General features: G+C 64.1%; 22 protein-coding genes. 16 read left to right on the top strand and 6 right to left on the bottom strand.

What is annotated here, in order from left to right; genetic code table 11:
• The first annotated feature begins 38 nt into the window (after nucleotides 1-38).
• The 11 genes from FB598_RS03530 to FB598_RS03580 all read left to right on the top strand — a co-directional run bounded on the left by FB598_RS03530 (nucleotide 39) and on the right by FB598_RS03580 (nucleotide 11,230).
• Nucleotides 39-1,358 (top strand): MFS transporter, encoded by a 1,320-nt coding sequence (locus tag FB598_RS03530; RefSeq protein WP_141912890.1) that lies wholly within the window; start codon nucleotides 39-41, stop codon nucleotides 1,356-1,358.
• Nucleotides 1,359-1,671: 313 nt separating this feature from the next.
• Complete coding sequence (locus FB598_RS03535) at nucleotides 1,672-2,391, top strand: FadR/GntR family transcriptional regulator (protein WP_141912893.1); 720 nt, start codon at nucleotides 1,672-1,674, stop codon at nucleotides 2,389-2,391.
• A gap of 187 nt (nucleotides 2,392-2,578) precedes the next feature.
• On the top strand, nucleotides 2,579-3,340 hold the full coding sequence (locus FB598_RS03540; protein WP_141912895.1) for an SDR family NAD(P)-dependent oxidoreductase: 762 nt from the start codon (nucleotides 2,579-2,581) through the stop codon (nucleotides 3,338-3,340).
• Nucleotides 3,341-3,677: 337 nt separating this feature from the next.
• Nucleotides 3,678-4,856 carry a PAS domain S-box protein gene (locus tag FB598_RS03545; RefSeq protein ID WP_141912898.1) on the top strand — a complete coding sequence of 393 codons (1,179 nt, stop codon included), beginning with the start codon at nucleotides 3,678-3,680 and terminating at the stop codon, nucleotides 4,854-4,856.
• 36 nt (nucleotides 4,857-4,892) lie between these two features.
• The gene (locus FB598_RS03550) at nucleotides 4,893-5,546 is read left to right on the top strand and encodes a response regulator transcription factor (protein WP_370454637.1); all 654 of its coding nucleotides are present in this window, start codon (nucleotides 4,893-4,895) and stop codon (nucleotides 5,544-5,546) included.
• A gap of 173 nt (nucleotides 5,547-5,719) precedes the next feature.
• Entirely contained in the window at nucleotides 5,720-7,117 is a 1,398-nt protein-coding gene (locus tag FB598_RS03555; RefSeq protein WP_141912903.1) for a CmpA/NrtA family ABC transporter substrate-binding protein, read from the top strand.
• Nucleotides 7,117-7,965, top strand: a complete 849-nt coding sequence (gene ntrB / locus FB598_RS03560) for a nitrate ABC transporter permease (RefSeq protein ID WP_141912906.1) — start codon at nucleotides 7,117-7,119, stop codon at nucleotides 7,963-7,965. Before FB598_RS03555 ends, ntrB begins: the two co-directional genes overlap by 1 nt.
• A gap of 13 nt (nucleotides 7,966-7,978) precedes the next feature.
• Nucleotides 7,979-8,863 (top strand): ABC transporter ATP-binding protein, encoded by an 885-nt coding sequence (locus tag FB598_RS03565; RefSeq protein ID WP_141912909.1) that lies wholly within the window; start codon nucleotides 7,979-7,981, stop codon nucleotides 8,861-8,863.
• A 75-nt stretch (nucleotides 8,864-8,938) separates the two neighbouring features.
• Nucleotides 8,939-9,382, top strand: a complete 444-nt coding sequence (gene cynS / locus FB598_RS03570) for a cyanase (RefSeq protein ID WP_141912911.1) — start codon at nucleotides 8,939-8,941, stop codon at nucleotides 9,380-9,382.
• 70 nt (nucleotides 9,383-9,452) lie between these two features.
• The gene (locus tag FB598_RS03575) at nucleotides 9,453-10,844 is read left to right on the top strand and encodes a TAXI family TRAP transporter solute-binding subunit (protein ID WP_141912913.1); all 1,392 of its coding nucleotides are present in this window, start codon (nucleotides 9,453-9,455) and stop codon (nucleotides 10,842-10,844) included.
• Between the two features lie 155 nt (nucleotides 10,845-10,999).
• Complete coding sequence (locus tag FB598_RS03580; protein ID WP_141912915.1) at nucleotides 11,000-11,230, top strand: hypothetical protein; 231 nt, start codon at nucleotides 11,000-11,002, stop codon at nucleotides 11,228-11,230.
• Nucleotides 11,231-11,340: 110 nt separating this feature from the next.
• Here FB598_RS03580 and FB598_RS03585 read toward each other — a convergent pair whose 3' ends face one another.
• Nucleotides 11,341-12,498 carry an ABC transporter ATP-binding protein gene (locus FB598_RS03585; RefSeq protein WP_141912917.1) on the bottom strand — a complete coding sequence of 386 codons (1,158 nt, stop codon included), beginning with the start codon at nucleotides 12,496-12,498 and terminating at the stop codon, nucleotides 11,341-11,343.
• A 144-nt stretch (nucleotides 12,499-12,642) separates the two neighbouring features.
• Here FB598_RS03585 and FB598_RS03590 point away from each other — a divergent pair, with 144 nt between their 5' ends.
• Both FB598_RS03590 and gorA read left to right on the top strand, forming a co-directional pair.
• Nucleotides 12,643-14,289, top strand: a complete 1,647-nt coding sequence (locus FB598_RS03590; RefSeq protein WP_141912920.1) for an iron ABC transporter permease — start codon at nucleotides 12,643-12,645, stop codon at nucleotides 14,287-14,289.
• Between the two features lie 101 nt (nucleotides 14,290-14,390).
• Nucleotides 14,391-15,767 (top strand): glutathione-disulfide reductase, encoded by a 1,377-nt coding sequence (gene gorA, locus FB598_RS03595; RefSeq protein WP_141912923.1) that lies wholly within the window; start codon nucleotides 14,391-14,393, stop codon nucleotides 15,765-15,767.
• A gap of 99 nt (nucleotides 15,768-15,866) precedes the next feature.
• On the opposite strand, the gene FB598_RS03600 is transcribed toward gorA, so the two are convergent.
• The gene (locus FB598_RS03600) at nucleotides 15,867-17,030 is read right to left on the bottom strand and encodes a phospholipase A (protein WP_370454983.1); all 1,164 of its coding nucleotides are present in this window, start codon (nucleotides 17,028-17,030) and stop codon (nucleotides 15,867-15,869) included.
• Nucleotides 17,031-17,569: 539 nt separating this feature from the next.
• Here FB598_RS03600 and FB598_RS03605 point away from each other — a divergent pair.
• A complete protein-coding gene (locus FB598_RS03605; protein WP_141912927.1) occupies nucleotides 17,570-19,663 on the top strand; it encodes a bifunctional diguanylate cyclase/phosphodiesterase in 2,094 nt (697 codons plus the stop codon).
• Nucleotides 19,664-19,756: 93 nt separating this feature from the next.
• Here the strand turns inward: FB598_RS03605 and FB598_RS03610 are convergent, their stop codons facing one another.
• The 3 genes from FB598_RS03610 to wrbA all read right to left on the bottom strand — a co-directional run bounded on the left by FB598_RS03610 (nucleotide 19,757) and on the right by wrbA (nucleotide 22,298).
• Nucleotides 19,757-21,163 carry an FAD-binding oxidoreductase gene (locus tag FB598_RS03610; protein ID WP_141912930.1) on the bottom strand — a complete coding sequence of 469 codons (1,407 nt, stop codon included), beginning with the start codon at nucleotides 21,161-21,163 and terminating at the stop codon, nucleotides 19,757-19,759.
• A gap of 95 nt (nucleotides 21,164-21,258) precedes the next feature.
• A complete protein-coding gene (locus FB598_RS03615; protein ID WP_141912932.1) occupies nucleotides 21,259-21,663 on the bottom strand; it encodes a DUF2069 domain-containing protein in 405 nt (134 codons plus the stop codon).
• Entirely contained in the window at nucleotides 21,660-22,298 is a 639-nt protein-coding gene (wrbA, locus tag FB598_RS03620; protein WP_141912935.1) for an NAD(P)H:quinone oxidoreductase, read from the bottom strand. The genes FB598_RS03615 and wrbA overlap by 4 nt, the downstream gene beginning before the upstream one ends.
• Nucleotides 22,299-22,680: 382 nt before the next feature.
• On the opposite strand from wrbA, the gene FB598_RS03625 reads away from it, so the two are divergent.
• Nucleotides 22,681-24,039: a YihY family inner membrane protein gene (locus FB598_RS03625; protein ID WP_255463965.1), complete on the top strand. Its 1,359-nt coding sequence runs from the start codon at nucleotides 22,681-22,683 to the stop codon at nucleotides 24,037-24,039.
• A gap of 35 nt (nucleotides 24,040-24,074) precedes the next feature.
• Here FB598_RS03625 and FB598_RS03630 read toward each other — a convergent pair whose 3' ends face one another.
• Nucleotides 24,075-24,395 carry a DUF962 domain-containing protein gene (locus FB598_RS03630; protein WP_141912940.1) on the bottom strand — a complete coding sequence of 107 codons (321 nt, stop codon included), beginning with the start codon at nucleotides 24,393-24,395 and terminating at the stop codon, nucleotides 24,075-24,077.
• 231 nt (nucleotides 24,396-24,626) lie between these two features.
• Between FB598_RS03630 and FB598_RS03635 the strand changes: the two genes are divergently transcribed.
• Nucleotides 24,627-25,082: a CBS domain-containing protein gene (locus FB598_RS03635; RefSeq protein WP_141912943.1), complete on the top strand. Its 456-nt coding sequence runs from the start codon at nucleotides 24,627-24,629 to the stop codon at nucleotides 25,080-25,082.
• Nucleotides 25,083-25,295 lie beyond the last annotated feature (213 nt).

Here is a 25,295-nt window from a genome sequence, read left to right on the forward strand (position 1 = left end):
GGGCCGCGAGCCTCGCCACCCTCTCCAAGGAGGAGACCATGAACACCGATCACACCGATATCGAAGCCCGCGTATCCCGCAAACTCATGTGGCGCATCATTCCCTTCGTGATGCTGCTGTATTTCATCAGCTTCCTCGACCGCGTCAACGTCGGCTTCGCCGCCATCACCATGAACAAGGCGCTGGGCCTGTCGCCGACGGCCTTCGGCCTGGGCGGCGGGCTGTTCTTCATCGGCTACTTCTTGTTCGAGGTGCCGTCCAACCTGATCTTGCACAAGGTCGGCGCGCGCATCTGGATCGCCCGCGTGATGATTACCTGGGGCCTGATCTCGGCCATCTCGGCGTTCGCGGTCGGCCCCAACAGTTTCTATGTGCTGCGCTTTTTGCTGGGCGTGGCCGAAGCTGGTTTCTTCCCCGGCATCATCCTTTACCTCTCGCTATGGTTTCCGGCCAGGCAGCGCGCGGTAGCGGCCGCCTGGTTCATGGCCGCCGCGCCGATCTCGGTGGCGCTGGGCTCGCCCTTGTCGGGCGCCATCATGCAGATGCCTTCCATGTTCGGCCTGGCCGACTGGCAGATGCTCTACATCATCGAGGCGGCGCCGGCGGTGATCCTCGGCTTCGTGGTGCTCAAATTCCTCACCGACAAGCCTGAGCAGGCCGGGTGGCTGGCTGACGATGAGCGCGCATGGCTGGTGGCGCGCCTGAAGTCCGAGGCGGATGCGAAGAAGGGCGGCCACGGCCATACCGCCAGTGCCTGGCGCGCCTTGAAGGACATGCGGGTGCTGACCCTGGCATTGATCTACTTCGGCACTTCCGCCGGGCTCTACACACTGGGGCTGTGGGCGCCGCTGATGATCCGCGAATTCGGTTTTTCGCCGTTCCAGACCGGCCTCCTGAGTGGCGTGCCCAGCGTGGTGGCCGTGGTGGCGATGGTGCTGTGGGCGCGCCATTCCGACCGCAGTGGCGAGCGTACCTGGCATGTGGTGATTCCCTGCGCGCTGGCTTGCGTCGGCTTCCTGCTGGCCGGCAACGCCACCACCGCGCTGTTCGTGGTGCTGTCGCTGGTGGTGGTGAACGTGGGCATCAGCTCGGCCAAGGCGCCGCTATGGGCCATGCCAAGCACCTTCCTCTCCGGCGCCGGCGCGGCGGCAGGCATCGCGATGATCAATTCGTTGGGCAACCTGGGCGGCTTCGTCGGCCCGTTTGCGATCGGCTGGTTGAAGAGCGTCACGGGCGGCTACAGCGCCGGCCTGTACGTGGTGGCAGGCACGCTGGCGCTCTCGGCGGTCGTGACGCTGATGCTGAGCCGTCAGACGCGTTTGCATGCCGGCGTGGCCAAACCCAGCCACGGCGGTTGAAGGGGGCGCGCATGGACAAATTCCTGCAGTGCTTGCGCGGCTATCTTGAGCGCGTCGCGCAAGCGCACAGCGGTTTGCTGTTCTGATCCTTCTGATCGCTGGGGCGATGCGTCGTCTGAAGCGGGCCTGCGGGCCCGTTTCGTTTGGGTTTGTTCTGCGGCGCAGCATAAATTCTCATGGCTTGACACTTCATCGCCAGGTACCTATCCTCCACAGCCATTGGTCTTACCTTTCCCGGCAATCGCCGGCGGCCAGCAAGGCATTGCCTGCATGGCAATGATTCATTCGACCCTTAGGCGCTCACCCCGACAGTATGTCTTTTGATCCCATCGTCCAGAAGTCCATTTCCGAGCAAGTCGCCCAGCGCTTGCTGACCATGATCCGCAGCGGCCTGCTCAAACCCGACCAGCAACTGCCGCCCGAGCGCGAGCTGGCCGCCATGCTGGGCGTGGGCCGCCCGGCGGTGCGCGAGGCGATCCGCGGCCTGGCGCTATTGGGGCTGTTGCGCATCCGCCAGGGCGAGGGCACCTTCGTCAGTTCGCTGGAAACGCGCGAGCTGCTGGAACCGCTGGAAATGATCATCGACCTCAACGCCGGCACGCTGGAAGCGCTGTTCGACGCGCGCCTGATCATCGAAACCGGCGTGGCCGCACTGGCCGCCACCCATATCGGCGAGGCCGAGCTGGCGCACCTGGTGCGCAACGTGGAAGACGAAGCGCGGCTGTTGTCCGACCCGGCCGCCTTTGCCGCCGCCGACGTCGAGTTCCACGAGGCCATCATCGAAGCCTGCGACAACCCCTTCCTGCAAAGCATCGCCGGCAGCCTCTACATGCTGGGCAAGAAGAGCCGTTCCATTACCTCGCGCATCCCGGCCACGCTGGAGCGCAGCCTGCAGGACCACCGCGAGATCCTCGATGCGCTCAAGACGCGCGATCCGCAAAAGGCCGCCGACGCCATGCGCCGCCATCTGATCCACGTACGCGACGCCTACCGCGGCGCGGCCCGCAACAAGGACGAATCGGTACACGATTAAGCATGAAGCGCCGCCGTTGCCGTTTCCATGCGGCTCTCCACAACGGCGGCGCTGGCAGTACCGTCGCGGCGCCATGCCCGCGATGCCCGATACAGAACAAGCGATACCGGCAGGACGCAGGGCCGTCCAACCCCATGAGCCGGAGCATGAACGATCAATCACCGTCATATTTTCACAGGAGAACAGCATGCTAGATCTGGCTGGAAAAGTCGTCTTCATCAGCGGCGCGAGCACCGGCATCGGCGCCGCCGCGGCCCGCGCCTTCGGCGCTCGCGGCGCACACGTCGTGGTCCACTACAACAGCTCGGCCAAGGAAGCCGAACTGGTCGCCGCCGACGTGCGCGAAACCGGCAGCAAGGCCATCGCCATCGGCGCCGACGTGCGCGACAGCAACGCCATCAACCGGGCCGTCGCCAGCGCGGTCGAGCAGCTCGGCCGCATCGACGTGCTGATCAACAACGCCGGCAGCCTGGTCAAGCGCGAGCCGCTGGAAAAGGTCACCGACGAACTGTTCGACGACATCGTCCACATCAACGCCCGCTCGGTCGTGGCCTTCACGCGCGCCGTGATCCCGGTCATGCGGCGCCAGGGCGGCGGCAACATCATCAACGTCACCTCGGTCGCGGCGCGCCACGGCGGCGGCCCGGGCGCGCTGATCTACGCGGCGTCGAAAGGGTTCGTCAGCACCATCACGCGCGGCATGGCCAAGGAACTGCTGGCCGACAAGATCCGCGTCAACGCGGTGGCGCCGGGCGTGATCATGACTCCGTTCCAGGAACGCTTCACCACGCCGGAACAGCTCGAAGCATTCCGCAAGACCATCCCGATGGGCCGCATCGGCGATCCGGACGAATGCAGCGGGGCTTTCCTCTACCTGGCCTCGGAGCAGATGTCGGGGTATGTGACGGGGCAGATCATCGAGGTGAACGGAGGGCAGTACATGCCTTGACCGGGAAGGCCCGCAGGCAGAGAAGCCGCCATCGGGCGTAAGCCGTTCAGTCAAGGCTAATCTGAGGCACTCATCACAGAGCCCGTTCGGGCTGAGTAGGCCCGCCAGGGCCGTATCGAAGCCAGCGCATCACCGTTGGCGCTCTTGCCTGCCCTTCGATACGCTGCTGCGCAGCTACTCAGGGCGAACGGAGTCTGGACTGCACAAACCTCCACAAACACAAATGCCGTTCAGCGCTTAACTGAACGGCATTTGTCATTGGGCGGCTTTGTTCTTATCTGAAGATGCGCTTCCTTCGCCATTTCGGCTTGGCATGTCCTTTGCTCGTTGTGCTCCCATGATGCCGCTTCTTTCCGATGTCCATACCGGCAGCGATAGCGATTTGCTGCGCGACAAGCTGACCCTTCTCCTCGACTCCACCGGCGAAGGCATCTACGGTATCGACCTCGATGGCCGCTGCACCTTCATCAACCGCGCCGGGGCCGACATGCTGGGTTACCGGGTGGAGCAGGTGCTGGGCAAGAACATGCACGACCTGGTGCATCACAGTCATGAGGACGGCGGCCACTATCCGGAGGAGGAGTGCCCGATCCTGAAGGCGTTTCGCAAGGGCGAATCGTGCCGGGTGGACCAGGAGGTGTTCTGGCGCGCCGACGGCACTTTCTTTCCCGCCGAATATTCTTCCTACCAGATCGTCGACGACGGCCGGGTACGCGGGGCGGTGGTTACGTTCAGCGACATTTCCAAGCGGCGCCAGGCCGAGGAGCAACTGCAGCGCGCCAAGGCGGAGCTGGAACTGCGCGTGGCCGAGCGCACCCGCGAATTGTCGGCCGCGCTCAGGCAGGTGCGGCAACTGTCGGCCCATGCGCACTCGGTGCGCGAGGACGAACGCACCCGTATCGCGCGCGAGATCCACGACGAGCTGGGCAGCCTGCTGGTGGCGCTGAAGCTGGATGTGAACTGGATGGCCAAGCGCGTGGCCGATCGCGAGCCGGTGGCGCGCAAGTGCGAGACGATGGACCGGCTGATCGAGGCGGCGGTGGACAACGTCGGGCGCATCATCACCGACCTGCGGCCCAGCATCCTCGACCACCAGGGCCTGATCGCGGCGCTGGAGTGGCAGGTGCAGGAGTTTTCGGAGGCCACCGAGCTGCCGTGCGAGGTGGAGTTCGATATCGCGCCGGAGGCTTTCGCGCCGGACGGCGCCAAGGCCACGGCGGCGTTCCGTATCTTCCAGGAAATGTTGTCCAACGTGGCGCGGCATGCCAGGGCCACGCAGGTGCGCATCGCGGTGCGGCTCACGCCCGCCGAGCTGGCCATGGAGGTGGAGGACAACGGCGTGGGGGCGGCGCGCGATGCGCTGGAGGCGTCGACTTCCTACGGTGTGATGGGCATGCGCGAGCGCGCCTTGCACTTCGGTGGCGCACTGACCATTGCTGGTGCGCGTTTTGCACCAGCCGATGACATGCCCGGCACGCTGGTGTGCCTGCGGTTGCCGTTGGCCGGCCGAGATTGATACAAGAACCAAAGGGTAATGGAGACCATGACAGCAATGACCGATTCGATCCGCATCCTGCTGTGCGACGACCATCGCATCGTGCGCGAAGGGTTGAAGCAGATCCTGGCCGACACGCCCGATATCGAGGTCGCCGCCGAATGCGCCAGCGGGCCGGAAGTGATGCACAAGGCGCGGGTGGAGGCGATCGACCTGGTGTTGCTGGATATCGCCATTGCGCAGCAGGACGGGCTGGACGTGCTGCGCCAGATCAAGCAGGAGATGCCGCGGCTGCCGGTGCTGATGCTGTCCACCTATCCTGAGAAGCAGTATGCGGCGCGCTGCTACAAGCTGGGCGCGGCCGGTTACCTGAACAAGAGCACCGATCCGGAGCAACTGGCGGCGGCGATCCGCAAGGCGGCCGCCGGCGGCGTGTATGTCAGCCCGCAGATGGCCGAGACGCTGGCCTCGGGGCTGAGCGCGCGCGCTTCCTCGCATGATCGGGCCGCGCATGAGAGCTTGTCGCACCGCGAATACCAGGTGTTCCAGATGATCGCGGCCGGGCGCAGCGTCAAGGAGATCGCCGACCGGCTGGAGCTGAGCCCCAATACGGTGAGCACCTACCGCAGCCGCATCCTGGAGAAGACCGGGGCATCCAACGATGTCGGCATTGCGATGTATGCGGTGCGGCATCAGTTGATGCCTGTGTAGGACGAGTTCCCGCCATACGCCATACGCCATGCGCCTGCATTTCACCTGCATTTGTAGTTGAACCACTACAAGGCGTCGTCACACGATGACGCCATTTCCCCCGCTGGCAAATCCCTTGCACGCGCTTGAGGCCATCGCAGCAAGCCGCCTCAAACTCACCAAACGGGGGAATCATGCCGAAAGCACCGGAACACAATATCTTCCATACCTACGACGCCGAGCGCGCCGGGCAGGGCTGCTCGTGCGGCCGCCACGGCAGCCAGCGGCAGCACGATACCGAGCAGGAGGTATTGCGCCAGACCAGGGCGCAGGACGTGGAGACGCTGACGGAAGACGTGGTGGAAGAGTCGATCATGCGCGCCTTGTTCCCGCACATGGCCCGGCGCCGCGACTTCCTGCGCGCGGTCGGCAAGAACACCGCGCGCGCGGCGATCGCCAGCGTGCTGCCGTTGGGCGCGCTGCAGGCGATGGCGCAGGAGAAGAACGGCGCGCTGGAAAAGAAAGACCTCAAGATCGGCTTCATCGCCATCACCTGCGCGGCGCCGCTGATCATGGCCGATCCCTTGGGCTTCTACCGCAAGCAGGGCCTGAACGTGTCGCTGAACAAGACCGCCGGCTGGGCGCTGATCCGCGACAAGATGATCAACAAGGAGCACGACGCCTCGCATTTCCTGTCGCCGATGCCCATCGCCATGTCCATGGGCGTGGGCAGCAATGCGGTGCAGATGCGCGTGGCCACCATCCAGAACATCAACGGCCAGGCCATCACGCTGCATGTGAAGCACAAGGACAAGCGCGACCCCAGGCAATGGAAGGGCTTCAAGTTCGCGGTGCCGTTCGAGTATTCGATGCACAACTTCCTGCTGCGCTATTACCTGGCCGAGCACGGCCTCGATCCGGATCGCGACGTGCAGATCCGCGTCACGCCGCCGCCGGAAATGGTGGCCAACCTGCGCGCCGGCAATATCGACGGCTTCCTCGGCCCCGATCCGTTCAACCAGCGCGCGGTGTATGACGAAGTCGGCTTCATCCACATCCTCTCCAAGGAAATCTGGGACGGCCACCCATGCTGCGCCTTCGGCGCCTCGGAAGAGTTCGTCAGGCAGAACCCCAACACCTTTGCGGCGTTGTTCCGTTCGGTGCTGACCGCCGCCGCCATGGCGCGCGATCCGGCCAACCGCTCGCTGGTGGCCAAGGTGATCTCGCCGGCGGCCTATCTGAACCAGCCGGAGACGGTGGTCGAGCAGGTGCTGACCGGCCGTTTCGCCGACGGCCTGGGCAATGTGAAGAACGTGCCGGGCCGCGCCGACTTCGATCCGGTGCCCTGGGATTCGATGGGCGTGTGGATCCTCACGCAGATGAAACGCTGGGGCTACATCAAGGGCGATGTCGATTACAAGGCGATCGCGGAAAAGGTGCTGCTGCTGACCGAGGCCAAGAAGCACATGAAGGAACTGGGCCAGCCGGTGCCGGACGGCGCGTACCGCAAGTACGCCATCATGGGCAAGGAATTCGACCCGGCCAAGGCCGAAGCCTATGCCAACAGCTTCGCCATCAAGAGGACGGCGTGATGGACGCGGGAAAGACCGGCTGGCGCGCGGCGCTGATCTCGCTGCTGTTGCTGGGCTGCCTGCTGCTGGTATGGCATGTGGCCACCTTGCCCAAGGAAAGCGCCGCCGGCTCGGCCCAGGATGAGTACGCCAGGTTGATGGGAAAGAGCGGCGGGGCGGCCAAGAGCGACGGCTTTCCGGGGCTGGCGCAGATGGGGGAGACCATCCGCCGCGAACTCTCCAACCCGTTCTACGACAACGGCCCCAACGACAAGGGCATCGGGATCCAGCTGGGTTATTCGCTGGGACGTGTCGGGCTGGGATTTGCGATAGCGGCGGTGGTGGCGATCCCGCTCGGCTTCTTGCTGGGGATGTCGCCGCTGATGCAGCGCGCGCTCAATCCCTTCATCCAGATCCTCAAGCCGATTTCGCCGCTGGCGTGGATGCCGCTGGCCTTGTACACGATCAAGGATTCCTCGGTGTCGGGCGTGTTCGTGATCTTCATCTGCTCGGTGTGGCCGATGCTGATGAACACGGCCTTCGGCGTGGCGTCGGTGCGGCGCGACTGGCTCAACGTGGCCAAGACATTGGAAGTGAAGCCCCTGCGCCGCGCGTTCATGGTGATCCTGCCGGCGGCGGCGCCCACCATCCTGACCGGCATGCGCATCTCCATGGGCATCGCCTGGCTGGTGATCGTGGCGGCCGAAATGCTGGTGGGCGGCACCGGCATCGGCTACTTCGTCTGGAACGAATGGAACAACCTGTCGCTGACCAGCGTGATCTTCGCGATCCTGGTCATCGGCGCGACCGGCATGGTGCTCGACCTGTTTTTCGCGCGCTTGCAGAAGCTGGTCACTTATGTCGAATGAAGGGCGAAGCTACATGGAAAAGGCATTCCTCAACGTCGAGGGTTTGAGCAAGCGCTACGCCGCCGACGGTCCGCCGGTGTTCGAGCAGGTGTCGTTCGGCATCGAGCGCGGCGAGTTCGTCTGTGTCATCGGCCATTCGGGTTGCGGCAAGACTACCATCCTGAACGTGCTGGCCGGACTGGAAGCGGCCAGCGGCGGCGTGGTGATCATGGACCAGCGCGAGGTGAAGGGCCCCAGCCTGGACCGCGGCGTAGTATTCCAGAGCCATGCGCTGATGCCGTGGTTCAGCGTGCTGGGCAATGTGGTGTTCGCGGTGCGTTCGCGCTGGCCCGACTGGCCGCGCGCCAAGGCCGAGGAGCATGCGCGCCGCTTCATCGGGATGGTGGGCCTGAAGGGAGCCGAGCACAAGAAACCGTCGGAATTGTCGGGCGGCATGAAGCAGCGCGTGGGCATTGCCCGGGCGTTTTCCATCGAACCCAAGATGCTGCTGATGGATGAGCCCTTCGGCGCGCTCGATGCCCTGACGCGCGGCGTGGTGCAGGACGAGCTGCTGAAGATCTGCGCCGCCACGCGCCAGACCGTGTTCATGATCACGCACGATGTCGACGAGGCGATCCTGCTGGCCGACAAGATCTTCCTGATGTCCAACGGCCCGCAGGCCTGCATCGCCGAGGTGGTGGTCAACACCATGCCCAAGGCGCGCACGCGCGAATCGATGCACCACGATCCGCAGTTCTATCGCATCCGCAACCACCTGGTCGATTTCCTGGTGCACCGTTCCCGGCAGATCCAGGCGGCGCAGGCGGCCGGCGGCGCAGCTCCCGTCACCCGCGTGGTCACGCCGGGGCTGGAGGCGGCAGCGGCGCCGGATGCCGGTTTTTCGCAGGCGCTGGCCTGAATCTGATCAATATTTTTCGCCCACGTTTTTTCATCCACATTTCATTCACATCACGTCTCATTCAAGGAGAGCAGCATGGACCGCAACCAAGTCACCCAGAAGATCATCGCCGCCAAGGTCAGCAACAAGATGACCTGGGCCCAGATCGCCGAGCGCATCGGCCAGAGCAAGGAATGGACGACCGCCGCCATGCTCGGCCAGATGACGCTGACGGCCAGGCAGGCCGCCGTCGCCCAGGAGCTGTTCGCGCTGACCGACGAGGAAACCCTGTGGCTGCAGATCGTGCCCTACAAGGGTTCGCTGCCCACGCCGGTGCCGACCGACCCGCTGATCTACCGCTGGTACGAGATCGTCAGCGTCTACGGCAGCACCATCAAGGAACTGATCCACGAGGAATTCGGCGACGGCATCATGAGCGCCATCGACTTCAAGATGGATATCCAGCGCCAGGCCGATCCGAATGGCGATCGCGTTAACGTGGTGCTTTCAGGTAAGTTTTTGCCGTACAAGACCTATTGAGCCGACGTTCCGGAGTTGCGGCCCGCAGCGGGCTCGCAATTCCGGCGCAACACGCTCTAAAATAGGGCGCATGCTCAAAGATAAAAACCTTTCCGCCTACAAGCCCTCGGCCAACCGCATCAAGGCGCGCTTCGTCGCCATCTCCTGGCGCGACCTAGCAGTCAGTTTCGGGCCCTTCATCCTGCTGATCCTGATCGGCGCCTGGCTGGTGATCTGGCTGATCAGGCCGGCGCCGCCGTCCAGCATCAGCATCGCGGCCGGTCCCAAGGACAGCAATTTCTGGCGCGTGGCCGAACGCTACCGTACTATCCTGGCGCGCGACGGCATCAAGCTCAATATCGTCGAGACCGGCGGCTCGCTGGATAACCTCAAGCGGCTGGCCGATCCGGCGCAGGACGTCGACGTGGGTTTCGTCCAGGGCGGTCTGGCCAGCGCGGTCACGGCCGATGCGCTGGCGCCGCTGGTGTCCTTGGGCAGCATCTCTTATGTGCCGGTTTCCATTTATTACCGCAACCCGCCGCCGCGCGAGGACGGCAAGCCCGCGCCGCCGTTGCGCCAGCTGTCGGAACTGGCGGGCAAGCGCATCGCCATCGGCGGCGCCGGCAGCGGCTCCAGCATGCTGGCCTTGACGCTGCTCAAGGCCAATGGCGTGGAGCAGGGCGGCAGCACCGAGCTGTTGAACATCGGCGGCGACGACGCGGCCCAGGCGCTCACCAGCGGCAAGATCGATGCCGCTTTCCTGATGGGCGATTCGGTTTCGGTGGCGACCATGGGCAAGCTGCTGCGTACGCCCGGCATCCGGCTGCTGGATTTCTCGCAGGCCGATGCCTATGTGCGGCGCTTCCGTTACCTGAATATCCTGAAGATGCCGATGGGCGTGTTCGACCTGGCGCGCAACCTGCCTTCGCGCGATACCCAACTGGTGGCGCCGACGGCGGAACTGGTGGCGCGCGACGATTTGCATCCGGCCTTGTCCGACCTGCTGATCGAGGCCGCGCATGAAGTGCACGGCAAGGCCAACGTGATGCAAAAGGCGGGGGAGTTCCCGGCGCCGCTGGAGCATGAATATCCCATCAGCGACGACGCCGCGCGTTATTACAAGTCGGGCAAGACTTTCTTCTATCGCACGCTGCCGTTCTGGCTGGCCAGCCTGGTCGACCGCGCCGTCGTGATCCTGCTGCCGGTGATTTTGCTGCTCATTCCCGGCATCCGCCTGGTGCCGATGCTGTACGGCTGGCGCATCCGTTCGCGCATCTACCGCTGGTACGGCGAACTGATTTCGCTGGAGCGCGGCATTTCCCGCGAGGCGCCGGAACAGCAGGCGGAGATACTCAAGCGCCTGGATGAGATCGAAGCGGCAGTCAACCGCATGAAGATGCCGCTGGCCTTTGCCGACCAGTTCTATGTGCTGCGCGAGCATATCGGTTTCGTCCGTGCGCGGCTGGAGCACGGGATGGCCTGAACGCCGCGCCGCAGGGGGAAAAGCCGTCGACTGGCGGCTTTGTTGTATAGTGGGCCGTCGCGGCAAAACCACTGTATGAAAAATACTGTGTATTTGTACAGTACTTGTGCTACAGTGAAGCCTCTTACAGACAGACAAGAAGGGGAATCACTGCCATGACACACTTCGATCTTGCTTCAGACGCACGCTTCGCCGTCGCTTCTTCCACTCCCTCGTCGTTTACCCTGCGTCTCGGTCGCCGCGAAATCTTCGCCTGCCGCGACACTTACGTACGACGCTACCGCGTCAACCCCGTCATCGAATGCAGCGCCGGCATCGAGCCCGGCCACGTTGAAATCCTGTTGTTCCGCCGCTGGTTGCTGGTGCTGTCCAAGGCGCGCGGCTGATGCGTCGCGCGCTCGACTGGCTGGTGATGGACGGCGGCGGCCATGCTGTGACTGCTGCCGCCATCGCCGCCATTACTGTCAATGCCGCTGTCGGCCAGGCAGCCAGCCGTTCAGGCGCTGGTGTCGGCCGCAAACGTGACCAGGTGCCTGACATCCAGCCGGATGCCGATCCATTCGCCGATGTCATGATCATGGTGCGAGGGAACCAGCGACAGTAGCTGCTGGCCGTTCTCCAGTTCCAGCGTGTAGAGAAACTCCGCGCCGCGAAACGATTTGCGCAATACCTTTGCCTTGAAGGGCGAGGCGTCGTCGTGCATCACATCGTCGGCGCGCAGCAGTACGTCGACCACTGCCGGGCTCGCGCCGGGCGGGGTTGGCGCTACCTCATCCTGGCGAGATTGCCGCGGCTGGTGATCCAGGTACTCCGGATCACCGTGGTCATCCAGGGCCTCTCCGCTCATCGTCATTGAACGCAGCCGTCCGGCTGCGGTTTCCACTTCGAAAACGCCATCTTCCCGCGGTCGCTGCAGGCGGCCTTGCATCAGCACGCCGTGGCCGATGAAGTCGGCCACGAAGCGCGTCGCGGGGCGGTGGTAGAGCGAATAGGGCGTGTTCCATTGCTCCAGGCGGGCCTGGTTCATGACGCCGACTACGTCGCCCACGGCGAAGGCTTCCATCTGGTCATGCGTGACCATCAGGGCGGTGGTGTGCGTGCGCTTGAGGATGTCGCGCACGTCATGCGCCAGCCTTTCCCGCAATTCCACATCCAGGCTGGAGAAGGGTTCGTCCAGCAACAGCAGGCGCGGTTGCGGCGCCAGCGCACGGGCCAGGGCGATGCGCTGCTGCTGGCCGCCGGAGAGCTGGTGCGGGAATTTGCTGTGGGCGTCCGGCAGGCCGACCAGCATCAGCATCTGGTCGACGACCTCGGCGCGCTGCGCGCGCGCCATGCCGCGCAGGCCGAAGCCGACGTTGGCGGCGATGTCCAGGTGCGGGAACAGGGCGAAGTCCTGGAATACCATGCCGATGCGGCGCTCCTCGGCCGGTACGCGCGCGCCGTGGCCGTCGAGTAGGCGACCGTCCAGCAGGATGCTGCCCGATTGCGCCTGTTCCAGGCCTGCGATGGCGCGCAGCAGGCTGGTCTTGCCGCTGCCGGAGGGGCCGAGCAGCACGCCCAGCTGGCCCGGCTGCAGCTGCAGCGAGACGGCGTCGACCGCCGGCGTCGGGGTGCGCGGATAACGGATGCTGACCTGATCGACTTCGAGAAACATGGGGTACTCGCTTAAATGGTTACAATTCGCATTTGTTGCAGTGTAGCGTATGCGCCGGAGCAAAATCCTCCCGCGCCATGCCGCAATGCATCGTTTGCGGTATTTCCATTTTGTTGTTGTCGTCCTTCTGATTCTTTTTAGTCCATGCCCATCATCGGTTTGCTCGCAGTCCTGATCGCTTTGCCCATCCTCGGTATCCTCGGCGCCTGGCTCGGCCTGGATGCGGCCGGGGTCGACAGCTTGCGCCGGCAACTGCAGACCGTGCTGCCCGGCTACCTGGTCACTTCGGGATGGCTGGCGCTGACGGTGACGCTGGGCGTGGCGCTGGTGGGCGGGGCGGCTGCCGTGGCGATCAGCCTGTTCGAATTCCGCGGCAAGCGTTTCTTCTCCTGGGCGCTGCTGTTGCCGATGGCCATGCCGGCGTATGTCTGCGCCTATGCCTATACCGATTTCCTGCAATACGCGGGCGTGGTGCAAAGCACGCTGCGCGGCTGGTTCCCGGGCTTTCGCTTCGATGTGCGCGGTTTGCCCGGCGCCATTTTCCTGTTCGTTTTCACGCTCTATCCCTATGCCTACCTGCTGGCCCGCAATGCCTTGTCCGAACGCGGCACGCATCTGATGGAGGCCGCGCGCATGCTGGGCACGCCGCTGCGCGAACGCATCGTGCGCGTGGCGCTGCCGCTGGCGCGCCCGGCGCTGATGGCCGGCGCCGCGCTGGCGCTGATGGAGACGCTGGCCGATTACGGCGTCTCCGCCTACTTCGGCCTGACGACGTTTACCACCGGCATCTACAAGGCCTGGATGGTGCTGGACGACCGCATCGCCGCCGCCCAGTACGCGTCGGCGCTGCTGCTGTTCGTGGCGATCTTGTTGTGGCTGGAGCGGCGCGAGCAGCAGCGCATGCGTTTTGCGAGCGTACGCGGCCATCGCGGCCATGATGGCGGCGCCGAAGCGCGCTTGCCGGTGCTGGGCGGCGGCAGGGCGCTGCTGGCTTGGCTGGTGTGCGGCTTGCCGGTGTTGCTCGGGTTCGTGCTGCCGGTGCTGATCCTGCTGCGATTGTGGTGGGGCGAACTCGGGCACACGGCGCAGACCGGCTTCGAGGGCGGTTCGGCATCGCTGTTCAGTTTTTCGCGCTATGCCGGCTGGGTGTGGAACAGCTTCCGCTTCGGCGGCGTGGCGGCGCTGGTGGCCATCGTGCTGGCGCTGTCGCTGTGCTTCGCGCTGCGCGCCGGCGGCCTGTCGCGCGTGTCGGGATGGCTGTTGCGCGGGGTGGCGCGGCTGGCATCGATGGGTTATGCGATTCCAGGCTCGGTGATCGCGGTGGGCATCCTGCTGCCGGTGGCCTGGTTGCAGGTGGTGTGGCCGGCGGCCGGCCTGGGCGTTTTGCTCACGGCCACCTCGCTGGGTGTGATCTACGCATATCTGGTACGCTTCACTGCGGTCGCGGTGCAGTCGGTGGAAGCCGGCTACACGCGCATCCCGGCCAGCGTGGATGAGGCGGCGCGCACCTTGGGCAGCGGCCGCGGCGCCATCGCCTGGCGCCTGCACGCGCCGCTGTTGTGGCGCTCGCTGGCGACGGCGGGGCTGATGGTGTTCGTCGATGTGGTCAAGGAGTTGCCGGCGACCTTGTTGCTGCGGCCTTTCGATACCGATACCCTGGCCGTCATCGCCCACAACCTGGCGCGCGATGAGCGGCTGGGCGAAGCGGCGCTGCCGGCATTGTCCATCGTGGCGGTCGGGCTGGTGCCGGTGCTGGTGGTGATGCGCGCGCTGGATGCGCGCCGGAACTGATCCCTTGCACTTAAGGCTACGCTGAACAAGTCCCCGTGGCGCGCCGCCCGCATCATCACAGGCAGCCAATACAACTAGCAAGCCATGCGAATGGAGAAACGATGAGCCAATACGATTACGACCTGTTTACCATCGGCGGCGGTTCCGGCGGCGTGCGCGCCGCGCGCTTCGCCGGGCAAGCGGGGGCCAGGGTAGGCCTGGCCGAGAGCGGCGACCTGGGCGGCACCTGCGTCAATGTCGGCTGCATCCCCAAGAAGCTGATGTCCTATAGCGCGCATTACCACAGCGATTTCAGCGATGCGGCCGGCTATGGCTGGCGCCTGGATGCGCAGCCCGGCTTCGACTGGAATACGCTGATCGCCAACAAGGACCGCGAGATCGCGCACCTGAACGATATCTACAAGCGCCTGCTGGACGGCGCCAACGTGGCGCTGCACCGCGGCTTCGCCACCGTCGAGGATGCGCACACGGTCAGCGTCGATGGCCGGCGTTTCACCGCCAGGCATATCCTGGTGGCCACCGGCGGCCATCCCGAACGTCCGGATATCCCGGGCAAGGAGCTTGGCATCACCTCCGACGATTTCTTCCATCTGACGGCCTTGCCCAAGCGGGCAGTGGTGCTGGGCGGCGGTTACATCGCGGTGGAGTTGGCCTCCATCCTCAACGGCCTGGGCAGCGAGGTTACGCTGGTCTACCGCGGCGAGCGCCTGTTGCGAACGATGGATGCCGACCTCGGCGCATTCCTGGCCGACGAGATGGCCAAGAAGGGCATCCGGCTGGTGTTCAAGGCCAATATCGAGGCGGTGGAGGCGGTCGATGCAGCGCAGGCCGGCGAGCATGCGGCCAAGACCGTGCGCCTGTCCAATGGCGAGGCGCTGCAGGCCGAGTGCGTCTTGTTCGCCACCGGCCGCAGGCCCACCACATCGAGGCTGGGCCTGGAGAAGGCCGGCGTGGCGCTGGAAAAGAATGGCGCCATCAAGGTCAACGGGAATTTTGAAAGCAGCGTGCCCTCGATCCTCGCCGTGGGCGACGTGATCGACCGCGTGGCGCTGACGCCGGTGGCGCTGGCCGAGGCGATGGCGGTGGTGTCGCGTCTGTTCGGCAATGGCGAGCGGATGATGTCCTACCAGAACATCCCGACCGCGGTGTTCAGCCATCCCAATATCGGCACCGTCGGCTTGAGCGAGGAACAGGCGCGCAAGGAAGTGGGCGAAGTGAAGATCTTCAAGACCGAGTTCAAGCCGCTGAAACATACCCTCTCGCGCAATACCGAACGTACCTTCATGAAACTGGTGGTGGATGCCGGCAGCGACCGCGTACTGGGCGTGCACATGGTCGGCGGCGAAGCCGGCGAGATCGTCCAGGGGTTTGCCGTGGCCTTGCAATGCGGCGCCACCAAGGCGCAGTTCGACATGACGATCGGCATTCATCCGACGTCTGCGGAGGAATTCGTGACCATGCGTACGCCGGTCGCATAGGCGCTGGATAAAGCCGGTTGCGCGGCGCCATGCACGACGGGGATGACGATGTCATCCCCGTCGTTCGTTGCAGCGTTCAGGCAGAGGGCCTATGGGGCGTCAGCGCCATAGCGCGTAACCGATGCGGAATTGCGGATGCTCCTTCTGGTTATAGGTCAGCAGGCTTTCCCCGTAGCCGTAGAAATAGCTCGCCACCAGGAAGCCGGCGGTACCCGGGATCAGGCGCGACAAGGGATAGGAGATCTGGGTATCGGCGCTGCCATGGTTGCCGCGCTGTCCCTTGCGCAGGGTGGTGGCGAATTTCCAGCCGTCCGGCTTGCCGTAGGCCAGCTTCAGGTCGACATGGCCGCGATAGTCGCCGAGGTCGGGATTGTCGCTGGTCGGGCCGAGGCTGGCGTAGGCCTTGGGGGAAACCGTCAGATGGTAGTCGTTGAGGTTCCCGAAGCTGAAGGTGGGCTGGATGAAGTAGGTGTTCACGCTGCGCGACTCCACGCCGTCGCGGCCGTTGGATTCGTGTTCCAGGCCTGTGGCCAGGGCGACGCGGCTGACGAAGCCGTTGCCAAGGCCGGTGTCGGGCAGGTAGTAGAACAGGCTGGGGCGATAGTTGGTGTCGCGAAATGGCGCCGACGGCGCGGACAGATCCCACAGCGAGAATTGCGTGTAGCCGAAATAGAGATTGTCGAGCAGGCCGCGCGAGCGCGGGTCCTCCGGCATGAACAGGCGGAACTTGAAGCTCAATTGGAACTTGGCGCTGGCGTTGTCGCCGCTGTTGCCGGCCACGAAATAGATCGGTTCGTTGAACGACAGGCGGGTACTGTTCAGGAGGTCCAGGGCCGCCGGCGCGCCGGCCGGGTTATCGGCGCCCGGCATTGGCGCGGCATCGGCCAGCGCCGGGACGGGCGCCAGCGGGGGCTGTCCGGGCGCGGGGCGGATCACCATGACCAGCGCCGGCGAGGCATCGATGCCGATGGGTTCGATGCGCACCATGCCCCGCAAACGTTCCGGCAGCATGCCGCGATAACGGATCTTGCGGAACTCCCCTTTCTTGAGCGTGAGACTGGTCTGTCCGGCGCTGCTGTCATTACTGTTATTGCCGGCCTCACGTGCCAACGGGATCTGCATCGGTGCAATCATGTCCGCCGAGGCCGACACCATGATGGTTCCCGGCACCTGATAGGTGTGTTCGTCCTCATCGTCCTGGCTGACCAGCAGCGTCAACTCCAGCGGCTTGCTGGCGTCCACCTGTTTGGGCGGCTGCACCATGGCAATGCCGGCGTGTGCCGTGCCGGGAAGAAAAGCCGGCAGTGGGCAGGCGCACAATAGCCAGGCGAAGGAAAACGGAAGCGTGAATCGGGGCGGTTGTCTGAACGGAAGGGGACGAAGCATGTTGTCCTTGGTAAAGTTTATCTCGATGCCGGCCGTTAAAAAAAGAGGAAAGCTCGCGGGAGTCCCGCCGAGGCTGAAGAATCGATGAGATCCTTGATCCTTGTAAAGACCCTGTTGGTCGTCGACTGATCGACCATACACAATAAAGTTGTCGCATTTGCACAAAAAACGCCTTGTTGGCAAGGTCCGGATTGTGGAAATTGCTAAAATAGCAATTTGACGAGGGGTATTTCCTGATTGTGGCAGAATGACGCGCCTTATAAGCTCCCCCGTCGTACTTGTCCGGATTTGTTTTGATGCAGGCGGTTTTTCCCCGTCGGGATGGGAAAGCTGAACGCCAACTGCTGCGGAAGATCCGCCAGCGGTGACGTCGTTATCCCGAAAACCAGACGTTCTGATACGCATCGCCTACTGCCATGTTAAGCGCATCCTACGACAGCCTTTTGGTTGCCGTTTCGTTGTTCGTTGCCATCCTCGCCTCCTATACGGCGCTGGATATGGCCGAACGCATCAATACCACCAACAACCAGCATGCCATGGCCGCGCGCATGTGGCTGGCCGGCGGCGCCGTGGCGATGGGCATCGGCATCTGGTCGATGCATTTTATCGGCATGCTGGCTTTCCGCTTGCCGATCCTGCTGGGCTACGATCTCTGGATCACCATGCTGTCGCTGGCGATCGCCATTGCCGTGTCCGGCTATGCGCTGTGGATCGCCACGCGGCCGCAGCTGCCGTGGCGCCGGCTGTTCAGCAGCGCGCTGTTGATGGGCATCGGCATCGCCGGCATGCATTACACCGGCATGGCGGCCATGCGCATGAGTCCCGGCATCGAATACGACCCGCTCTTGTTTGCCGCATCCGTGGCTATCGCAATCGCGGCGTCGGCCGCAGCGTTGTGGATCGCCTTTCGCCTGCGCCGCAATAATCCGCATGTGAAAGCCGCCCGCGCTGCCGCCTCGGTCGTGATGGGCATTGCCATCGTCGGCATGCATTACACCGGCATGGCGGCCGCCAATTTTCCTGAGGGTTCGATCTGCATGGCTGCCCGCGAAGGCGTCAGCCCCGGCTGGCTGGCGATCCTGATCATCGTGGTCACGCTGGCCGTGTTGACCATCGCATTGCTGACGTCGGTGCTGGATGCCCGCCTTGAGTCGCGCACCGCCAAGCTGGCCAGCTCACTGGCCGAAGCCAACGAGGAACTGACCCAGATGGTGCTGCACGACCACCTGACCAAGTTGCCCAACCGCACGCTGCTGGAAGATCGCCTGACCCAGGCCATCAACAAGGCTTCGCGCAGCCAGGGCCACTTTGCGCTGATGTTCATGGACCTGGATGGCTTCAAGACCATCAACGACTCGCTCGGCCACCATATCGGCGACCGCTTGCTGGTCGAGGTGGCGCAGCGCCTGAACAACGCCATGCGCGCGCACGACACGGTGGCGCGCTTGGGCGGCGACGAGTTCGTGATCCTGGTGGAACTGAATCAGCCGGACGACGCCATGCCGGTCGCGGAGAAGCTGGTCGAGGTCGTCAACCAGCCCTTTACCGTGGAAAAGCACGAGCTACGCGTCTCGGCCAGTATCGGCATCGCCATCTATCCGGACGACGGCGACACGCGCCATGACCTGGTGATCAATGCCGATGCCGCCATGTACCACACCAAGCGCAGCGGCCGCAACGGCTACAACTTCTTCGAGCCGTCGATGAACGCCAACGCGCACAACCAGTTGCAATGGCTGCAGGACTTGCGTGTGGCGCTGGAGCGCAAGCAGTTCCGCCTGGTGTACCAGCCCAAGTTCAGGTCGCCCGCCGGCCCCGTGATCGGCGCCGAGGCGCTCTTGCGCTGGCAGCATCCGGTGCATGGCATGGTTGGCCCGGACGACTTCATCGCGCTGGCCGAACGCTCCGGCCTGATCATTCCGATCGGCGCCTGGGTGCTCGACGAGGCCTGTCGCCAGATGCGCGAATGGCGCACGCTGGGTTACCGGGACTGGAAGATCGCGGTCAACCTGTCGGCGCTGCAATTCAACGATCCGCAGTTGCTCGACGTGGTGCAGGCGATGCTGGACAAGCACCGGCTGCCGCCGCATTGCCTCACGCTCGAAGTGACCGAATCGACGGCCATGCATGACACCGCATCCAGCATGCAGACGCTGCAGAAGATCGCCGACCTGGGCGTGGATATTTCCATCGACGATTTCGGCACCGGCTATTCCAGCCTGTTGTACCTCAAGCGCTTGCCGGCCAATGAACTCAAGATCGACCGCGGTTTCGTCCGCGACCTGTCGGCCGGCACCGAGGATGCGGCCATCGTCTCGGCCATCGTGGCATTGGGGCGCACGCTCAACTTGCGCATCGTGGCCGAAGGGGTGGAAACCGAAGTGCAGCAGGCGTTTCTTGCCTCGGTCGGCTGCGATGCGCTGCAGGGCTACCTGATGGGACGTCCGGTGCCGCCGGAACAGTTCCTGCAGGCAATCGAGCCGCAACAGACGGGCATGCGCCAGGCCTGACGGCGCTCCCAGGCGCATTCCATCATATCTGCCAACAACGCCTGCTCCGCGCTTGCCGCACATCGTGCCCGGCCCGCGGCGGCATAAAACCCGTCAGATGACCTTGCCCGGATTCATCAGGTGATGCGGATCCAGCGCGGTTTTGATGGCGCGCATCAGTTTCAGTTCGACCGGCGACTTGTAGCGCCTGATCTCTTCGCGCTTGAGCGCGCCCAGCCCGTGTTCGGCCGAGATGGAGCCGCCGAAACGCTCGACACTGTCATGCACCGCCAGGTTGATGGCCTGCTGCTGGCCGATGAAGTCGGTATCGGCCACGCCGGGCGGCGGCGAGACGTTGTAGTGCAGGTTGCCGTCGCCGAGATGGCCGAAGGTCACCATGCGGCAAGCGGGCGAGACCTGCTGCACCAGCTGGTCGGTGACTTCGATGAACTCGGCGATGCGCGAGATCGGCACCGAGATGTCGTGCTTGATGTTCTTGCCTTCATGGGCCTGGGCCATCGAAATATTCTCGCGCAGTTGCCATAGCGCTTTCGATTGCGTGATCGACGAGGCAATGACGGCGTCGTCGATCAATTCCTGTTCCAGCGCATCGCCGATGACTGCCTCGAACATGGCGCGGGCATGTTCTTCCGATTCGCTGTCCGACAATTCCAGCAGCACGTATTGGGCGTGGCGCTGTGCGAAGGGCAGGCGCTGTTCGGGGAAGTGCTTGCACACCAGCTGCAGGCAAAAGTCCGACATCAGCTCGAAGCCGGTCAGCGCCGGGCCGCAACGCGATTGCGCCAGGTCCAGCAATCGCAGCGCCTGCGCCGGCGTCTTCAGCGCGGCCAGCGCGGTGACTTGCGCGCGCGGCTGCGGGAACAGCTTGAGCACCGCGGCCGTGATCACGCCCAAGGTGCCCTCGGCGCCGATGAACAGGTCGCGCAGGTCGTAGCCGGTATTGTCCTTGCGCAGGCCGCGCAGGCTGCTCATCACCTCGCCTTGCGCCGTGACCACTTCCAGCCCGAGGCACAGCTCGCGGGTATTGCCATAGCGCAGCACGCCGGTGCCGCCGGCATTGGTGGAGAGGTTGCCGCCGATGGTGCAGCTGCCTTCGGCGGCCAGCGACAGCGGGAACAGCCGTCCGGCGGCGGCCGCTTCCTGCTGGATGTGCTGCAGGATGCAGCCGGCTTCGACCGTCATGGTGTTGTTGGCCGGATCGACGGCGCGCACGCGGTTCAGGCGTCTGGTCGAGAGCACGGCGGCGTTGCCTTGCCGGTCGGGCACGCTGCCCAGCACCAGGCCGGTGTTGCCGCCTTGCGGCACCAGCGGTACCCGATGCCGGTCGCACAGCTTGACGATGGCGGCCACCTCGGCGGTGTCTGCCGGGCGCAGCACCGCCACTGCACGGCCGGTGAAGCGGCCGCGCTGGTCGGTCAGGTAGCCGGCGGTGTCGTGGGGTTCGGTGAGGACATGCGCCGTGCCGATGGCGGCGCGGCAGGCTTGCAGGAATGCATTCATGGCGCGATGCGGGCGCATGCCCGCCTGTATGGATGACGCCAGCGCCGTGGCTTGGCGCTGGCGGGCATGGTGTGAAGAGGCGGCTAAGAGGGCGCTTATTGCGAAGCCTTCTGGATCGCCTGGCGGGCGATTTCCCGGGCGGCTTTCTTGAACGGATGCAGGTAGAGCAGGGCGCACAGGAAGTAGACGCAGGACAGCGCGACTTCGGCCCAGCCCAGCAGCACCGACGTGTGCGAGGCATCGCTGGTGGCGCGCACCAGGCCTTCGGCCAGGTAGGCCAGGATCAGCATCGACGACCATTGCATGGTGTAGACGTCGCGTTTCAATACGCCGCGCAGCGGCAGCAGCAAGGGGATCACCTTGAGCACCATCCAGGAGCCGCCCGGACGCAGCGGCGCCAGCACCAGCTCCCACGCCACGCACAACAGGATCAGGGAAATCAGGCTGACGATGGCGCCAGCATGGAAATAGCGTGCGTAGTGTGCCTGAGAGCTGCTCATGATGGTCTCCGTAATTGTTTGGCGGTTTCTGCCAGCCGTTTGCCCAATGCGATTGCCAGGGCGCGCGAGTCGTCCGACAGCGGCTGGTTGCCGTTGACGCCCGCCCAGTGGCTGGCGCCGTAAGGGGTGCCGCCGCTGTTGGTATTCATCAGTTCAGGATGCGTATAGGGCAGGCCGACGATCAGCATGCCATGGTGCAGCAAGGGAATCATCATCGACAGCAGGGTGGACTCTTGGCCGCCGTGCATGCTGCCGGTGGAGGTGAACACGCCGGCCGGCTTGCCCGACAGCGCGCCGGAGAGCCACTGCGGCGCGGTGCCGTCCCAGAAATATTTCATCGCCGCGGCCATGTTGCCAAAGCGCGTGGGCGAACCCAGCGCCAGGCCGTCGCATTGTTCCAGGTCGGCGACTTCTACATAAGGGGCGCCGCTGGCGGGCACATCCGGTTCCACCGCTTCGGCCACCGTCGATACCGCCGGCACCGTGCGCAGGCGGGCATCGCAGCCCGGTACGCTTTCCACGCCCTGGGCGATCAGTTCGGCCAGTTTGCGGGTGGCGCCATGGCGCGAGTAGTACAGCACCAGGATGGTGGCGTTGACGTTGGCGGAGGGGGAAGGGGAATGGGCGGTGTTCATGCAACTTATTATATTTCCGTTTTTTTCGCTTGCCATCCGTAAAGAGTGAGTGATGTTGCGGTGCGCGAGCGTCTATTTTGCGTCGATTGTCCGCGGCAACCCTCATTGCCGATGGTTTGGCTGGCGATCGGTCGATGGATGAGCCTTTTGGTGAAAACTTTTCTCCAAAAGCGCGGGGAATGAAGAAATATTGGGGATAATCCAGTTTTCAGTTCCGCCGGGCCCGGTTCGGGCGTCCCCGATGCGGCGCCAGGCATGGCCGATGAGAATCGATGGCGCTCCGGCCGGGAGGAACCAGTGGGCATGCGCGGAGGTCTCCTTGCGCTCCTTGCATTTGAAGTGAACCGATCCGATGTCTTCTTTTCGTTTTTCCCTGTCACATATGCGTGGTCTGACCCGTCAGCAGTTGCGCGATCTGTTCCGCTTCGCCGCGAGCCGGCTGGGCGAGGATCGCTTGCCGCAAGTGGCAGGCAGCCTGACCTTCACCACCATCCTCTCGCTGGTGCCGATGCTGACGATCGCATTGGCGCTGTTTACCGCCTTTCCGCTGTTCTCCACCTTCCGCGCTTCGCTGGAGGCGTATTTCGTCGAGAACCTGATGCCCAAGGGCGTGGCCAACACCATCCTGGGCTACCTCAACCAGTTCGCCTCGAAGTCGGCGCGCCTGTCGGCCTTGGGCGCGGTGGCGCTGATCCTGACGTCGGTGATGACCATGTCGACCATCGAGAGCGTGTTCAACCAGATCTGGCGCGTCAAGAAATCGCGCCCGCTGGTGCAGCGCGTGCTGGTGTACTGGGCCATCATCACATTGGGGCCGTTGCTGATCGGGGTGTCGATCAGCGTGACCTCGTTTCTGTCCACGGCCACCGGCGGCGCGGTCAAGAGCCTGCCCTGGCTGGGCGCAAGCTTCTACACGCTGGTGTCGCTGATGCTCTCGACCGTAGCGTATACCCTGCTCTACAGCACGGTGCCCAACCGGACCGTGGACTGGCGCGATGCGCTGGCCGGCGGCTTGCTGGCGGCGGTCGGGGTGGAAATCGCCAAGCGGCTGTTCGCGGTCTATATCCTCAAGTTCCCGACCTATACGATGGTGTACGGCGCGGTGGCCGTGCTGCCGATTTTCCTGCTGTGGATCTACATGATGTGGATGATCACGCTGCTGGGCGCGCTGCTGACGGCGGCGTTGCCGGTGGTGCGCTACGAACGCTGGTGGCATGTGTCGTCGCCGGGGGCGGAGTTCATCGATGCGGTCAGGATCCTCAAGTTCCTGCACGCCGCGCGCGCAGGCGAAGAGACCGCGGTGGTCGACATGGGGGAGGTCAGGCGCGTCACCAGGCTTGGCCTGGGCGAATTGCACGACCTGCTGCGCAAGATGGAGGAAGCCGGCTGGGTCGCCTCGATCCGGCCGGACACCTCCCGCAAGGCATCATGGAACAAGCGCATCGTCGATGGCATGGACCGCTGGGCCCTGGTCGCCAATCCGTGCACGCTGACGCTGGCGCAGGTCTATCGCCTGTTCGTATTCGACGCCTCGGTGCTGATCCAGGCGGATGAGGAAGGCGCATTGGCCGCGCGCGTGGAAACGGCGATCGAAGCCGAGCTCGCGCAGTCGCTGGACGAATATTGCAGTGCGCCGGAAACGGCGCAGCAAAAGGTCATGGACACGGCCGTCGCCAGCGCCGCGCCGGCCCCTTATGCCACGGTGCCGCTGGAAGAGCGGCGCAAGATGTGGGAACGCTAGCGCCGGGCCGGCGCCGCGGTGCTCAGAAGAGGTTCTCAGAAGGAAACCTGTCCGGTCAGCATTTGCCAGTACATGGTCCAGTCGCCGAGGAACGAGTACAACGGATGGCGAAAAGTGGCCGGCTGGTTTTTCTCGACCATGAAATGGCCGATCCAGGCAAAGCCGTAGCCGCAGGCGACGGCGACCGGCAGCCACCACCATTGGTGGGTGATCAGCAACAGCATCAGGCTCAGCAAGGCCAGCGTCGAGCCGAGGAAGTGCAGTTGGCGATTGACCCGATGCGAGTGTTCGCTCAGGTATGTCGGATAGAAGTCGTTGAAGCTGGCATATTCCCGGTCGGGCAGCGCGGTGGACACATCGATCTCCCAGAGTCCTGATGCTTTCAGCTTAGCCAGCGCGTGTCGGATATTCAATGAAATAGTTGCAAAGCAGCGTGATTGCCGGTTGCCGAAACCGCGCCCTTGCCCGTACCATGGTGCTTGCGCCGAAGGGGCGCATGTCCATGCGCATGTTGCCTGCGTGAATTGGATTTTTCAGGCACCATCGGCTACAGTCAAAACAGCACAATATAAATTTAGGATGACATCATGAAAGTCTCTGAAATCCTCAAGGTCAAAGGCAACATTCTGTTCACCGTCACGCCCGAAACCCCGATTCAGGAGGCGGTCGCCGCGATGGCGGAGAAAGACATCGGTTCCCTGGTGGTGATGGAGTACGGCGACCTGGTCGGCATGTTGACCTTCCGCGAGGTATTGATGACGCTGCACAAGAGCGGCGGCGCGCTGGGTTCGTCGACCGTGCGCAAGCACATGAACGATGCGCCCATTACCGTCACCCCCGACACCGACCTCAACGAAGTGCGCCGCATCATGCTGGAAAAGCACGCGCGCTACGTGCCGGTGATGGAGGCGCGCACCGTACTGGGCGTGATGTCCTTCTACGACGTGGCCAAGGCGGTGCTGGATGCGCAAGGCTTCGAGAACAAGATGCTCAAGGCCTACATCCGCGACTGGCCGGCCGAGCACGAAGAGAACAACACCTGAGCCAGGTCCGGCACAGCCCGGCCTGGATGGCGGCGCCGTTATACTGGGCCGGCCTGGCGGCAGGGACGATGGAGGCGGCGGAATCCGGCCGGCATATGTTGCCGGCCCGGCCTCGTCAGGCCATATAGTCAGGCCATATATCAAGACCGTTCCCCGGGGAGCGGTTTTTTATTGTCCGTTGCGTTTCGTTATTGTTTGAAGTTTTGCCGCCCA

Source organism: Herbaspirillum sp. SJZ106, from assembly GCF_006715495.1.
In the GTDB taxonomy this organism is placed as follows: Bacteria; Pseudomonadota; Gammaproteobacteria; order Burkholderiales; family Burkholderiaceae_D; genus Herbaspirillum.

Bases quoted from the DNA above. Each gene is read 5' to 3' on its own strand.
- FB598_RS03530 (WP_141912890.1), top strand. From the start codon at position 39: ATGAACACCGATCACACCGATATCGAAGCCCGCGTATCCCGCAAACTC.
- FB598_RS03535 (WP_141912893.1), top strand. From the start codon at position 1,672: ATGTCTTTTGATCCCATCGTCCAGAAGTCCATTTCCGAGCAAGTCGCC.
- FB598_RS03540 (WP_141912895.1), top strand. From the start codon at position 2,579: ATGCTAGATCTGGCTGGAAAAGTCGTCTTCATCAGCGGCGCGAGCACC.
- FB598_RS03545 (WP_141912898.1), top strand. From the start codon at position 3,678: ATGATGCCGCTTCTTTCCGATGTCCATACCGGCAGCGATAGCGATTTG.
- FB598_RS03550 (WP_370454637.1), top strand. From the start codon at position 4,893: ATGACCGATTCGATCCGCATCCTGCTGTGCGACGACCATCGCATCGTG.
- FB598_RS03555 (WP_141912903.1), top strand. From the start codon at position 5,720: ATGCCGAAAGCACCGGAACACAATATCTTCCATACCTACGACGCCGAG.
- ntrB (WP_141912906.1), top strand. From the start codon at position 7,117: ATGGACGCGGGAAAGACCGGCTGGCGCGCGGCGCTGATCTCGCTGCTG.
- FB598_RS03565 (WP_141912909.1), top strand. From the start codon at position 7,979: ATGGAAAAGGCATTCCTCAACGTCGAGGGTTTGAGCAAGCGCTACGCC.
- cynS (WP_141912911.1), top strand. From the start codon at position 8,939: ATGGACCGCAACCAAGTCACCCAGAAGATCATCGCCGCCAAGGTCAGC.
- FB598_RS03575 (WP_141912913.1), top strand. From the start codon at position 9,453: ATGCTCAAAGATAAAAACCTTTCCGCCTACAAGCCCTCGGCCAACCGC.
- FB598_RS03580 (WP_141912915.1), top strand. From the start codon at position 11,000: ATGACACACTTCGATCTTGCTTCAGACGCACGCTTCGCCGTCGCTTCT.
- FB598_RS03585 (WP_141912917.1), bottom strand. From the start codon at position 12,498: ATGTTTCTCGAAGTCGATCAGGTCAGCATCCGTTATCCGCGCACCCCG.
- FB598_RS03590 (WP_141912920.1), top strand. From the start codon at position 12,643: ATGCCCATCATCGGTTTGCTCGCAGTCCTGATCGCTTTGCCCATCCTC.
- gorA (WP_141912923.1), top strand. From the start codon at position 14,391: ATGAGCCAATACGATTACGACCTGTTTACCATCGGCGGCGGTTCCGGC.
- FB598_RS03600 (WP_370454983.1), bottom strand. From the start codon at position 17,030: ATGGTGCAGCCGCCCAAACAGGTGGACGCCAGCAAGCCGCTGGAGTTG.
- FB598_RS03605 (WP_141912927.1), top strand. From the start codon at position 17,570: ATGTTAAGCGCATCCTACGACAGCCTTTTGGTTGCCGTTTCGTTGTTC.
- FB598_RS03610 (WP_141912930.1), bottom strand. From the start codon at position 21,163: ATGAATGCATTCCTGCAAGCCTGCCGCGCCGCCATCGGCACGGCGCAT.
- FB598_RS03615 (WP_141912932.1), bottom strand. From the start codon at position 21,663: ATGAGCAGCTCTCAGGCACACTACGCACGCTATTTCCATGCTGGCGCC.
- wrbA (WP_141912935.1), bottom strand. From the start codon at position 22,298: ATGAACACCGCCCATTCCCCTTCCCCCTCCGCCAACGTCAACGCCACC.
- FB598_RS03625 (WP_255463965.1), top strand. From the start codon at position 22,681: ATGCGTGGTCTGACCCGTCAGCAGTTGCGCGATCTGTTCCGCTTCGCC.
- FB598_RS03635 (WP_141912943.1), top strand. From the start codon at position 24,627: ATGAAAGTCTCTGAAATCCTCAAGGTCAAAGGCAACATTCTGTTCACC.